Genomic DNA, 12900 nt, shown 5'->3' on the forward strand with positions numbered 1-12900 from the left:
CCTTTGGAGTGCATCACTTTGAGACACTATTTATTTACAACTGTCTCGTTTGTACCGAAACCGGACAAACTCACTTTTCCTCTGCACTCAGCGACGGTTTTTCCAATTGTTGATTGAGCAAATTCCAAGCCATTTGCATTGCTGTACACCTACATGAAAATGCCGATCGGTGGCGTCAAGTCGCTCGACATTTTTCCCGTCGCCCAAGTTCCGTTATAAAAAGTTGGAATGATGCGTTTCGAGTCGTTGACACTTAACTCAAATCTGTTCCTTTCGCCGCTGGCGAGTTACACCAACCTGCCTTTCCGCGTCGCTTTGCGTGACGTTGGTGGGCTGGATCTGGCGACCACCGATTTGGTCAATGCCCGCTCGCTGCTGAAAAAAATCCCAAGGCATTCAAGCTGATTGAAACGACTGCTGCGGATCGGCCGCTCGCCGTTCAAATTTTCGGTTCTGTTCCGGAGGAGATGCGCGATGCGGCGATATATCTGGAATCAATTGGCATTTCTTCGATCGATATCAACATGGGTTGTCCCGTGCGCAAGGTTTGCAAAGTTGGCGACGGCTAGGCAATGATGACGGAACTGGATAAAACCTCCGCACTGGTCAAAGAGATGGTCGACGCCGTAAAGATTCCAATTGGTTACTGTGGCAACATCCCCCCCAGCATATTCGTCGCATCATACATGTAGTAGATCCAATTGCCCTTGCCGAAGTATGAAGGATTGCCGCCGCCGTCGCGAATCACCGCACGCGCAGGAGTGCTCACCAGGAAGAGCTGAACCACAGCCACCAGCAGAATGAACGCCTTGTGATTTTAAACTAAGTGAGGTGAGTAAAATATTGGCAAGAATAATGTGGCGATGCGCTGGTGCGTTCCGCTTCGATTGCATGGGTTGAATTATTTGGAATCGTGGGCCGAAGCGGGCAATTCTTTTGGGATTGATCCTATAACCATGCCGACCCTACGGGCCTTAAGAGGTCCCCGGTTTGGCCCCAGGCGAAAGGAGTAAAAGCTGGGCGGGAATGACGGTTTGAAAAAGCCATTCGCAAGCTGGTTGAATGGCCTTTCTTGCAAAAAATTTCCCAACTTCACTTAGAGGCATTATTCCTCAAACGCCAATCTGGAACCTATCGGTCCCCTGTGGGAATAAAGCTACTGCCGGGCGCGGTAAAAGTGCAGCGTTCCATTGGATGCCGAGTTATAGATGACATCGATCGTTCCATTGGTATTCACCACGGTCATCAATTCCAACCAATCGACGAGATTGGATGACCCCTCGATTGCGTAACTAGCGCCGGGTTGGCCAGTGATGATCAAGTGCGCCCGCCCGTCTGGCAACACACTGATCAGCTGAAATTGTGCTGGTTGCAGTGCTTTGATGGTGAGTTGGGCATTGGAGCTGGTGATGGAACCTGCCACGTTGGTTATCACCACGGAATAACTCCCCGCGTTGTTTGTTTGGGCGCTCAAAACGGTGTAGCTGCTGCCGGTGGCGTCAAGGATTGGCGACCCATTGAAGCTCCATTGATACTTCGACGGTGCCGTGCCGGTGGCGGTCACGCTGAAGGTGGCATTGCTGCCAATGGTGACACTCTGACTGATTGGCTGCGTGGTAATAGTCGGAGGAATATTGACGGACAGACTTACGATGGAGCTTGTCATACTGCCGCTCGAGTTGCTAACCACCACCCAGTAACTACCCGCCTGGTTGGTTTGCACACTGGCCTGCGCGTAGCTGCTATTTGTCGCAGCCGCAATGGGAGTACCCGCGAACCACCACTGATATGTCGGGGCCGGAGATCCGGTGGCGGTCACGCTTAAGGTGGCATTGCTGCCAATGGTGACACTCTGGTTGATTGGTTGCGTGGTGATGCTTGGAGGAGTATTGGGAGGATTCTTGACGGATAGACTCACGATGTAGCTCGTCACGCTGCCGCTCGAGTTACTAACCACCACCCAATACTTACCCGCCTGGCTGGTTTGCACATTAGCCAGCGCATAGGTGCTCTGCGTGGCGGCCGCAATGGGAGTACCGGCGAACCACCACTGATATGTCGGGGCCGGAGATCCGGTGGCGGTCACGCTGAAAGTTGCATTATTGCCAACGGTGGTAGTCTGGTTTTTAGGCTGTGTGGTAATATGGGGTGCAATATTGAGAGATAGACTCACGATGGAGCTCGTCACGCTACCGATCGGGTTGCTAACCACCACCCAGTAATTACCCACCTGGCTGGTTTGCACATTGTATCGGGTGTAGGCGCTCCGCGTGGCACCGCTAATGGGAGTGCCGGCGAACCACCATTGAAATGTCGGGGCAGGAGTTCCGGTGGCAACTACGCTGAAGGTTGCATTGTGGCCAGGGGTGACACTCTGGCTGATCGGTTGCGAGGTGATGCTTGGAGGAATATTCACAGACAAACTCACAATGGAGCTCGTCACGCTACCGCTGGTGTTGCCAACCACCACCCAGTAATTACCCGCCTGGTTGGTTTGCACATTGGCTCGGGTGTAGGTGCTCTGCGTGGCCGCCGCAATAGGAGCACCCGCAAACCACCATTGAAATGCGGGAGCCGGAGATCCGGTGGCGGTCACGCTGAAAGTTGCATTACTGCCCACGATGACGGTCTGGCTGACCGGCTGCGTGGTAATCCGAGGAGCAACATTAACGGATAGACTCACAATGGAGCTCGTCACGCTGCCACTGGTGTTGCTAACTACCACCCAGTAATTGCCCAGCTGGTTGGTTTGCACACTGACTCGAGTGTAGGTGCTCTGCGTGGCTCCCACAATGGGTGTACCTGCAAACCACCACTGAAATGTCGGAGCGGGAGTTCCGATCGCAGTCACGCTGAAGGTGGCATTGCTGCCCATGGTGACACTCTGGCTGATTGGCTGCGTGGTGATGCTTGGAGGAATATTGACTGAGAGGCTCACAATGGAACTCGTCACACTGCCACTCGAATTCGAAACTACCACCCAGTAATCACCGGCCTGGTTGGGTTGCACATTGGCCAACACATTGGTGCTATCGGTTGCGGTGGCAATGGGAGCACCCGCAAACCACCACTGATATGTGGGGGCGGGAGATCCGGTGGCAGTCACGCTGAAGGTGGCATTGCCGCCCATGGTAACGCTCTGGCTGATTGGTTGCGTGGTAATGGCCGCTGGAATATTGACAGCTAGACTCACGATGGAACTGGTCACACTGCCGCTCGAGTTGGACACCACTACCAAGTATTCACCAGCCTGGTCGGGCTGCACACTGGCCAGCGCATAGCTGCTATCTGTCGCAGTCGCAATAGGAGCACCTGCAAACCACCACTGATATGTGGGAGCGGGAGTCCCGGTGGCGGTCACGCTGAAGGTGGCATTGCTGCCAATGGTAACGCTCTGGCTGATTGGTTGCGTGGTAATGGCCGCAGGAATATTGACGGACAGGCTCACGATGGAGCTCGTCACGCTGCCGCTCGAGTTGGAAACCACGGCCCAGTAATTGCCTGCCTGGTTGGGCTGCACATGGAGCAGCGCATAGTAGCTATCTGTCGCAGTCGCAATGGGAGCGCCTGCAAACCACCACTGGAATGTCGGAGCCGGAGTTCCGGTGGCGGTCACGCTGAAGGTCGCATTGCTGCCGATGGTAACACTCTGGCTGATTGGTTGTGTGGCAATGGCTGCTGGAATATTGACGGACAGACTCACGATGGAGCTGGTCACACTGCCGCTGGAGTTGGAAACCACCACCCAGTAATTGCCGGCCTCGTTGGGCTGCACACCGGCCAGCGCATAGAAGCTATCTGTCGCAGTCGCAATGGGAGCGCCTGCAAACCACCATTGAAATGTCGGGGCGGGAGATCCGGTGGCGGTCACGCTGAAGGTGGCAACGTTGCCAATCATTACACTCTGGCTGATCGGCTGCGTGGTAATGGCCACAGGAATGTTGACCGACAGACTCACAATGGAACTCGTCACGCTGCCACTTGAGTTGGAAACCACCGCCCAGTAATTGCCGGCCTGGTTTGGCTGCACACTCGCCAGCACATAGGTGCTATCTGTCGCGGCTGCAATCGGAGCGCCTGCGAACCACCACTGGAATGTGGGAGCCGGATATCCTGTGGCAGTCACGGTGAAAGAGGTGGGGTCGCCTGGATTGACGGTCTGGCTGGCCGGTTGCGCGCTGATGGATGGAGCTGCGTTTACATTTAGCACTGCATTGGCACTTTCCGTGTCACCGCCTGGATTGCTTACTACCACCGTGTAAATCCCAGCATCCGCCACCTGGGCATTTGCCAGCAGATAGGAGGCCGAGGTGGCGCCAGGAATATCGCCTCCATTGAACTGCCACTGATAGGTGAGCGGCGCCAGTCCCGAAGCAATTACTGCAAACGTCACAGTGGAGCCGGGGTTTACAGTTTGTCCCTGTGGCTGGGCCGTGATATTGGGAGGCGTGGGTTGGCCGACATATACAAACTTGAGCGCATCGGCTATCACTTGCAGGCCGTTAGTGCTGGTGAAGGCATCGGTAATCTTTACACTGCCGTTTGTTCCCGCTTGGAAATAAACAGTCGCGAGTGAATTAAATGTGCCTCCGACCAAGCCGCCACCAACCTGCTGGTTCACATAATTCGTCTGAACTCCGCCATAGTAGGTAATTACATAAGGAGCATTTGTTGATCGATTGCTTCCTTGCGGATGGGTTTCAAAAATCTGGTAAAGTCCGGCCTGCGTAATGGTGGGGTTGTAGACCAGAAAATTGGCGCCGGTACCAACGCCACGGAAACGATAATCGGCACCATATCGATCAGCTGAACTTGTCCCGGTGGTCCAGGAACCCACCACTACGGCGTTTGTGTTATCAACGATGATATCGGGCACAAAGCCTGCAATCCTGGTGGTGAAAGTGAAATCTCCCGAGTATGTGACATTGGTACTGCCGCCAGCCTTGGATCGAACACGAAAATGATAACTGTTTGTCTGCGTGAGGCCGCTAATGACAATCGAGTGGCTGGTGACCAGGGTGGAGTTTGTAATCGAATTCGAAAATCCCGCACCATGGCCATAATCCAAAATGCTGTCCGCGTCTGTATCCGTAACCCAGGCAATCGTAGCGGAGGTCTCGGCAATGTTGGTCGCCTGCACATGATAAACAAACGGAGCAACTGGTTGCGGGTCGCCAATGCTGTTCGTGCGCATGGCGTCCCAGATTTCTGCGCTATGCAATTCTGATCGAAAGTAATTAAGCGGCTTGTAGCCACCAGCCGTAGCAGGGTTCACTGCAGTTTTCATGGCATTGCAAAACTCAGTGATCTCCGCCGCCGTCACAGGGTCGGTTCCAGGAGTATAGCCTTGAGCCACTGGAGCAATCGGCTTGATGGCGTTTCGGTTCGTGCCAGTCAGGCTGTTCTGCCAGTTTCGCCAGTCTGTGCCCAGGTCGGTTATGCACTGGGTGGGAGTGATACCAAAACTCTTCCAATAAGCCTGAGGCATTGCCGCATCGCAATAGATGCCAAACATGGTGTAGGGAAACGAGCTGTGAAAGTGGATATACATTTGCGGAGCATGACCTAAAAAGCGGTTGGGGAAGGCGGCCTTGATCGGCTGCAGCAACTGCAATGCGGCGGTGTTGTTGTTAGGCAGTATCTGACTCTCCCATTCCTGCTCCGCATCGATAACATAGCCGTCCGCCCCCAGGCTGATTGCGTTCGTAATGATCGCAAGTTCTCCCGGAATATTCGTTCCGAATGAACGGGTGTAGCCAAAGATTTTCAGACCCGCCGCATGGGCGCTATCAACAACGTTCGAGGTGAATTGAGGACTGCTGGGAGGATAAAGGTCCGAACCATCTCCTGCCTTGACGATGAGATAGTTCATCCCCTGGCTTTTCTCATAGGCCATCAACCCGTCCAGGCCACCATGCTGAGAAGTAGCGGTTGAGAGAACGTAAATCCAATCTCCTTTACCAATATTGGCAGGATCGATTCCGTTTTCGAGCACGACGGCTCTTGTTTGAGAAACGGCCAGGCAAAACAACAAGCCCAGGACAAACAACGCACCGCGCATTCTGCTTCCAGACCCAGCCAGTTTAACGTTATTCATATAAAACTCGCTTTCTTTTACAAAACTCGTGCCCAGCCAGTTTTCACCCGTCCGCAGATCAAAGCGACTCGACTCTTCGAGTGTCTCGTTTTGCCACACTTGACCTAGGGTGGATTACAGTCATACTCAATTGCATCAACAAGCCGGTCAATCGCATCCACTTAAGCACCGAAAAAGCTGCTTTCTGCTTTCTTGTTCTGATTAGCAATTTCCACGCCATCGGAATTCCGGCACACCTACATGAACATGACAGTCTGGGGGTAACCAGTTGCTTACGCTCTTCCCGTTGCTGCGAGTTCTGCTATACTAGGCCGAAATGATGCGTTTCGGGTCGTTGACACTTAAATCAAATCTGTTCCTTTCGCCGCTGGCGGGTTACACCAACCTGCCTTTCCGGCTCGCTTTGCGTGAAGTTGGCGGGCTGGATCTGGCGACCACGGATCTGGTCAACGCCCGTTCGCTACTCGAGAAAAACCCGAAGGCCTTCAAACTCATCGAAACCAATGCAGCGGACCGGCCACTCGCCGTCCAGCTATTCGGCTCTGTTCCGGAGGAGATGCGCGATGCGGCGGTTTTTCTGGAGTCAATTGGCATTTCTTCGATCGATATCAACATGGGTTGTCCCGTGCGCAAGGTCTGCAAGGTAGGCGGCGGATCGGCAATGATGACGGAGCTGGATAAAACCTCCGCCCTGGTCAAGGGGATGGTGGATGCCGTGAAAATTCCAGTCACCGCGAAGATGCGCCTCGGGTGGGACGATGACAATTTAACCGCACCGGATTTGGCGCGCGCCTTGGAGGATGTGGGAATCACTGCGATCTTCGTGCATGGTCGCACGCGTGAACAGGGCTTTTCCGGAACCGTGAAGTTGCACGGCATCCGTGCGGTGGTGCAAGCCGTGAAATCGATTCCGGTCATCGGCAACGGCGACGTGACGACGCCTGAAGCCGCCAGAATGATGTTCGACGAAACCGGCTGCGCAGGTGTGAGCATTGGACGCGGCGCGTTTTACAACCCATGGATTTTTGCCCACACGCAACACTATATCAAGACGGGTGAGCTGTTGCCGGAGCCGGCCTTTGAAGAGCGTGTGCGGGTCATGTGTCGTCACCTGGATTTGATGGTCGAAGTCTTCGGCGAACCACTCGGCTGCCGCATGTTCCGCAAAGTCGCACCATGGTATTCAAAGCGGTTCGGGCCAGCCAACGAGTTCAATAAGAAAGTCGTGCTGGTTTCCACTCGCGCCGAGTTCCATGACATTTTGGATCGATACATTAAATGGCGTCTGCAATTCCTGGATGAAAACGGCCATTTGAAACCGAGTTATCGTCCGCCACCGATGGTCGCCTCATTTATGCAGCCGGAACCCGCCGTAGCACAGCGTCAGCATATTCCTGTGCCCAAGGGGCCGGTGGAAGTTTGGTAGTAAGATTTTGTGCCCATAAAAGTTAAGCGGGTATTGGGCAACACACGAAATAACACCCAACACCCGCTCCTTCCACCCGGAAGGAAATCCCAACTCTGCAGTGGTGAATGCCCTCCTTACGCTGCAGCAAAGCAACTCATGGGAAATTACTCCTCTGAATCGCTCTCCGCGAGAAAAATTCTATGGGGAAAAAATCTATATCACTTCCACCGGACACTTCGGCATGGCATCGAGGAATGCCTGGCCGTAGCGCTTGACGAGCACGCGATTGTCGAGAACGACCACGATGCCTTTGTCGGTCTTGGTGCGGATGAGTCGGCCAACGCCTTGTCGGAATTTCAGTATGGCTTCGGGAAGTGAAAATTCACTGAACGGATTGCCTCCATGCGCTTCGATGTTTTCGATGCGCGCTTCGATGAGCGGATGATCGGGCACGGCAAAAGGCAGTCGCGTGATGATGACGTTCGACAATGCTTCGCCGGGAACATCGACGCCTTGCCAGAAGCTGTCGGTGCCGAAGAGGACGGAGTCGACGTTCTCTTTGAATTTTTCAAGCATCACGGAACGAGGTGTGCCGGTGCCCTGGACATAAACCTCCAGCTTGAGCTTGTCGAAGAAGGGCTGCATGCGGTCGGCCACGTCTTGCATCAGCGAGTAACTGGTGAACAGGACGAAGGCCTTCCCATGTGTCATCTTGATGAAATGCTCGATCCAATGAATCAACGCATCGCGATAACCCTGGTCACGCGGGTCGGGCATTTTATTCACCACGAATAATTTCATTTGTTCTTCGTAATGGAAAGGCGTTCCAACCTGGAGCAAAGTCGCTTCCTGCGCACCGACGCGGCGAACGAAATAATTCAGTCCCGGAAATTCATTGCGCTTTTGGAATCGGGCGGGGCGTTCCGGTTCAGACTTTTTCTCAGCAGCAGCGGCCTTGGCCTTCGCGCTTTCGAGATCCTTTTCGGAAACTGAGAGCGTGGCGCTGGTCATGATGATGCTGGTATCACAGCCGAACAGACGCCGGCGCAAAAATTCCGCCACATCGACCGGCGCCGCATTCAAAGCGAAATTCTTCTGCGTTTTACCCGAGCGCTCGACCCAATAGACATAATCCTCTTCACTCTGATTGAGGAACATGGCGACTTCTTCGCGCAAATCAGCAAGGCGGCGATTGCACTCGACCAATTCCTGGCCGGTGTCCTTGTCCTCCGTCATTTTGATGAGTTCACTGACAGCTTCACGGAGGCGTTGAATGGGCAGCGTGACATTGTCCTGCACCAGTTCCGGTTTGCGGATGCGCAGTTCGGTCCAGGCGCGCTTTGCCCTGGCAGCGTTGCTTTCCCCCGCATTTTGATCCGACTGGGCTTTGCGTAGCTCTTCGCAAGCAGTCTCCACCTCACCAAAAAAATGATCGGCTTCCCGCAACAAATCTGCCACCAAGGTTACGGTTTTGCCCTGACGTAACGTCGCTAAAATTCCCTTTTCCGTGCGTGGATTCCAGAGTCGTTGTAAAGCATAACGCATCTGCCCACTGGAAACACTCAGGCCTATGTGTTTCGAAGCAACGCTTTCCATTTGGTGCGCTTCATCGAAAACCACAAAATCGTTTTTGAAGAGCACGCCGCCTTCATTTTCCTCTTCGATGCCACCCAGCAATGTGAAAAACAACGTGTGATTGACCACGAGGACGTCGGCGGAAAGGATGCGTTGCCGGGCGCGTTGGAAAAAACAAACGCCATTCTGTTGGCCAAACTCGGATTGATGCCCGCACATTTTCGGCGAGCAAAGTCCGCGCTCCGAACAAACGTGCGACCAAACCTTGGGATCGGGTTCGATTTCGAAATCAGAAAGGCTGCCGTCCTTGGTGGTCTTCGACCATTCATGGATGCGCTTGAGCTCTTCCTCCTCCGGTGAAGTAAAAAGACTGTTCGATTGCTGCATGGCCTTGAAGAGGCGCCGCGAACAGAGATAGTTGCCGCGCCCTTTCAGCATGGTATAGCTGAACTTGATCGGCAGCACCTGCTCAAGCATCGGCAAATCCTTTTGCGTGAGCTGCTCCTGCAGATTGATAGTATGCGTGGAGATGACGGCCTTTTTGCTGCTGGCGATCGCGTAAAGAATGGAAGGAATCAGATAAGCGAGACTTTTTCCGACGCCCGTGCCCGCTTCCACCACGAGATGATCCTTGTTCTCCAGAGCCTTGGCCACCGCGACCGCCATGCGCTGCTGCTGCGGGCGGTATTCGAAATTACTGGCCCGCGACAGGATTCCGGTCGGCGAGAAGATCGATTCGACCTGCGCAACCAAATCACTGCCGGCAGCGCCGGGTTGAGACTCAATGATACTGATCATCGTGCTAAAGTTAACATTCCTGTGCTGCGCATCCTAGCCTCGGACACGGCGCACGATGATTTCCTGTGCGGCCTTGTTTTTCACAATCATATTGGCAGGCAAAACGCCACGCCAATTGGTATTCGGATACATGACTGAACCACGACCGACGATGCTGCCGGGATTAAGCACGGAATTGCAGCCGATATCCGTATGGTCGCCAAGCAGAGCGCCGAACTTGCGCAGGCCGGTATCGAAAGGTTGGCCATCTTTTTCGACAGCGACGTTGCCGGGCATCAGTTTGACATTGGAAATCTTTACCCCGGCACCCAGGTGGGCTTTGTAGCCGAGGATGGAATCGCCCACGTAGCTGAAATGCGGAACGGTGCCGTGGTTGAACAGCATGGAGTGCTTGAACTCGCAGGAATTGCCGATGACACAGTTGTCACCGATGATGACATGCTCGCGGATGTAGGCGTTATGGCGTATTTCGCAGTTTTTGCCGATAATTGCCGGCCCTTTGATCATGACGCCATCTTCAATCACGGTACCTTCGCCGATGATGACCTGGTCACCGATCGACACACGGGCATTGGCATGCTTGTGTGGGGATGCCTTTACGTTCGCGTCGATGTAAGCCTTGAGCTTTTTCAACGCGTCCCAGGCGTACTCGCAACCCTCGAACAGAGCGGCATGCTCTGTCTGGCTCAAATCAAACAAGTCACTCGGCTTGAACATGACTTTTAAGTTACTGGAAAGCGCCTTGCCCGCAAATAGAAAACCCTCCAGGGCCTTGCCGTCCTGGAGGGGTCGTATGCCGTTAGAGGCTGTAGATTTATGTTTGCTGCTGGGTAACTATTTGCCAAAGGTGCGTTACGAATCGAAGGAGCCCGGGTGACTTTCCTGTGAAGATCGCTGTCTGTGGGAGGTTCCTGAGGCTAAAGCCGCAGGAAAAACTATTTTCATGCCGCCACGACGTGGTAAATTCATTGGGTTGAGTTGATTGTCAGCGGAAGCACAGACGCTTCCATGGCAGTTTAAATTTTGAATTTTATGGATCTGACACGCACTGCATACGGGACTTGGAATGGCGGACGTTACATGCACTTTGGCGAGCCACTGAGTGAAGAACGGTTTGTTGAGGTGATTCAACATGCCTACAAGCAAGGCATCCGCACCTTCATGACGGCGGATGTCTATGGCAACGGCGCAGCGGACGAGATGCTGGGCCGGGCGCTGACCGGCCTGCCGCGGGAATCCTATTGCCTGATCGGGGCAATCGGCCATGATTTCTACAAAGGCGAACGGGCGGGTTCCAAGGGTTATCCACGCTTCACAGCCACGCAGACGCCGGCTGAATATGCAGGTTATGTGCGTATGGCCACGGAAAAGGCCCTGGCACGCTGCAAGACGAATAAGTTCGATTTGCTGATGCTGCACAATCCCGACTTCATCGGCTACACCAGCGACAAGGTCTGGAGCGCCATGGACAAGGTCAAGGATGCCGGGCTGACGGATCGTCTGGGCATCGCGCCGGGGCCGGCCAATGGATTTACATTGGATATGCTGATCGCGTTTGAGCGGTTCGGTCCCCTGCTCGATTGGGCGATGATTATTTTGAATCCGCTTGAGCCCTGGCCTGGTTGCATGGTGTTAGAATCCGCCGTGAAGCACGATGTGAATCTGATCACGCGCGTGGTGGATTACGGCGGCCTATTCCACGACGACGTGAAGCCCGGGCATCAATTTGGTCATCACGATCATCGCACGTTCCGTCCGGCGGGCTGGGTGGAAGCCGGCACGGCCAAGATGGAACAGATGCGCGAGATTGCCCGTTTCCATAAGCTCACCATGCTGCAGCTCGCCTGCATTTGGAATCTGTCGCAGCCGGCTGTGAAAAGCGTCATCCCGACATTAATTCAGGAGCATGGCGACAAGGCGAAATCGATTGAATCCAAGGTCGATGAACTGGCGTCACTGCCCGATATCAAGCTGAACGAAGACGAGATCAGGCACATTGCTAAAATCGGCAATAACAAGAATTGCATGGAACTGAAGGGCGCGAACCGTGCGCATGTCGGTTCCGCGCTGCCGGACCGTTGGGAAATCACCAAGGACCACGAACTCATCGCAAGCAAGTGGGGCATCGATCCGGACAAGGACATCGCCTGCACGCATAAGACAGAGAAGGTCCCATAGTTATTCGGCCATGCCATGTCTTAAAGAAGAAATTGGAAAATTCACAGCCTGGGGAATTTGCACCAAACCCGCCGCCGCCGAGTTAGAAACTTACTATGACCATTGGCAGGATCTGTACGCTGCCGTTAAGCAGTTGTTAGCTGGTAATCTTAATGCAACTTAGGCTGCAGATGAAATCCAAGACCTGTTATACGTGCTCGCTCGGGACAATGAATGTGAAACTGTTTTGGAAATCCTGGAAAAATATCCAAAAATTGGTCTGCAGGTGGCCAAAGCGGCTACGGAATCCTCTGATACTGATGCTCGTTGGCAGTCAGCCGTCTTACTTGGACGAATTCGTTCTCAACCAGCAATCGAACTACTGAAGCGTTTTACTGATGACGAAGAAGAATATGTCCGTCGTCGAGCCCGCATGGCTTTGGAAGGGGGCGAATGAGAAACAAGGGATTTGTTCACTGGTTCAATTCACAATTATTCTGGCGGCTGGAACAGTCTGATAGCTCTCATAGACTATTGTTTCAACGGGGCAAAAATGAGTGATGAGCGAATGGAATTAATTTTGGAATCGATTCTAGAAATCCAGGAAACCGCCACGCTGGTACAAATCTTGGCGCGTATCTGGACCTTGCGCTTTACCAATGTTTTGGCACAATATGCTTATGACCGCGAAAGCACATGTTTTGGAATTGGTTCAAAAACTACCCGAGGGGGCTAGCTATGAACAAATCGCGCGGGAGATCGAGTTGGTAGCGGGCATTCGTGAAGCTCAAGAGCAAATCGCCCGTGGTGAAGGAATGACTGTGGAAGAAGTGCTGAAACAAATTCCTTCATGGATTATAAAGTC

Annotated in this window: 10 protein-coding genes; 6 read left to right on the forward strand and 4 right to left on the reverse strand. The window is 53.6% G+C overall.

Annotated elements, in window-relative coordinates:
* The first annotated feature begins 228 nt into the window (after positions 1-228).
* Both CFLAV_RS36130 and CFLAV_RS37635 read left to right on the forward strand, forming a co-directional pair.
* A complete protein-coding gene (locus CFLAV_RS36130; RefSeq protein WP_007415512.1) occupies positions 229-405 on the forward strand; it encodes a hypothetical protein in 177 nt (58 codons plus the stop codon).
* Between the two features lie 38 nt (positions 406-443).
* Entirely contained in the window at positions 444-569 is a 126-nt protein-coding gene (locus tag CFLAV_RS37635; protein WP_283950768.1) for a tRNA-dihydrouridine synthase, read from the forward strand.
* Positions 570-643: 74 nt separating this feature from the next.
* On the opposite strand, the gene CFLAV_RS35970 is transcribed toward CFLAV_RS37635, so the two are convergent.
* Positions 644-793 carry a hypothetical protein gene (locus CFLAV_RS35970; RefSeq protein WP_007415515.1) on the reverse strand — a complete coding sequence of 50 codons (150 nt, stop codon included), beginning with the start codon at positions 791-793 and terminating at the stop codon, positions 644-646.
* Between the two features lie 363 nt (positions 794-1156).
* The gene (locus tag CFLAV_RS32335; protein ID WP_150107424.1) at positions 1157-6097 is read right to left on the reverse strand and encodes an immunoglobulin domain-containing protein; all 4941 of its coding nucleotides are present in this window, start codon (positions 6095-6097) and stop codon (positions 1157-1159) included.
* Between the two features lie 319 nt (positions 6098-6416).
* Between CFLAV_RS32335 and dusB the strand changes: the two genes are divergently transcribed.
* Positions 6417-7523, forward strand: coding sequence for a tRNA dihydrouridine synthase DusB (gene dusB / locus CFLAV_RS14555; protein ID WP_040548816.1), 1107 nt, complete (start codon positions 6417-6419; stop codon positions 7521-7523).
* A 195-nt stretch (positions 7524-7718) separates the two neighbouring features.
* Here the strand turns inward: dusB and CFLAV_RS14560 are convergent, their stop codons facing one another.
* Positions 7719-9878 (reverse strand): ATP-dependent DNA helicase, encoded by a 2160-nt coding sequence (locus tag CFLAV_RS14560; RefSeq protein WP_007415518.1) that lies wholly within the window; start codon positions 9876-9878, stop codon positions 7719-7721.
* A 33-nt stretch (positions 9879-9911) separates the two neighbouring features.
* On the reverse strand, positions 9912-10595 hold the full coding sequence (locus CFLAV_RS14565; RefSeq protein WP_007415519.1) for an acyltransferase: 684 nt from the start codon (positions 10593-10595) through the stop codon (positions 9912-9914).
* Positions 10596-10910: 315 nt separating this feature from the next.
* Here CFLAV_RS14565 and CFLAV_RS14570 point away from each other — a divergent pair, with 315 nt between their 5' ends.
* The 3 genes from CFLAV_RS14570 to CFLAV_RS34940 form a co-directional block, all read left to right on the forward strand.
* Positions 10911-12056 (forward strand): aldo/keto reductase, encoded by a 1146-nt coding sequence (locus CFLAV_RS14570; protein ID WP_007415520.1) that lies wholly within the window; start codon positions 10911-10913, stop codon positions 12054-12056.
* Positions 12057-12282: 226 nt separating this feature from the next.
* Positions 12283-12492, forward strand: a complete 210-nt coding sequence (locus CFLAV_RS14575) for a HEAT repeat domain-containing protein (protein WP_160164583.1) — start codon at positions 12283-12285, stop codon at positions 12490-12492.
* Positions 12493-12715: 223 nt separating this feature from the next.
* Positions 12716-12900, forward strand: a 185-nt coding sequence (locus tag CFLAV_RS34940) for a hypothetical protein (protein WP_150107426.1), incomplete at its 3' end; no start/stop codon positions are given.

Origin of the sequence: Pedosphaera parvula Ellin514, assembly GCF_000172555.1 — a bacterium.
In the GTDB taxonomy this organism is placed as follows: Bacteria; Verrucomicrobiota; Verrucomicrobiia; order Limisphaerales; family Pedosphaeraceae; genus Pedosphaera.

What these genes read in the sequence shown, in the direction of transcription:
- CFLAV_RS32335 (WP_150107424.1), bottom strand. Translation starts at nt 6,097, where the DNA reads ATGAATAACGTTAAACTGGCTGGGTCTGGAAGCAGAATGCGCGGTGCG.
- CFLAV_RS14570 (WP_007415520.1), top strand. Translation starts at nt 10,911, where the DNA reads ATGGATCTGACACGCACTGCATACGGGACTTGGAATGGCGGACGTTAC.
- CFLAV_RS14560 (WP_007415518.1), bottom strand. Translation starts at nt 9,878, where the DNA reads ATGATCAGTATCATTGAGTCTCAACCCGGCGCTGCCGGCAGTGATTTG.
- dusB (WP_040548816.1), top strand. Translation starts at nt 6,417, where the DNA reads ATGCGTTTCGGGTCGTTGACACTTAAATCAAATCTGTTCCTTTCGCCG.
- CFLAV_RS14565 (WP_007415519.1), bottom strand. Translation starts at nt 10,595, where the DNA reads ATGTTCAAGCCGAGTGACTTGTTTGATTTGAGCCAGACAGAGCATGCC.
- CFLAV_RS36130 (WP_007415512.1), top strand. Translation starts at nt 229, where the DNA reads ATGATGCGTTTCGAGTCGTTGACACTTAACTCAAATCTGTTCCTTTCG.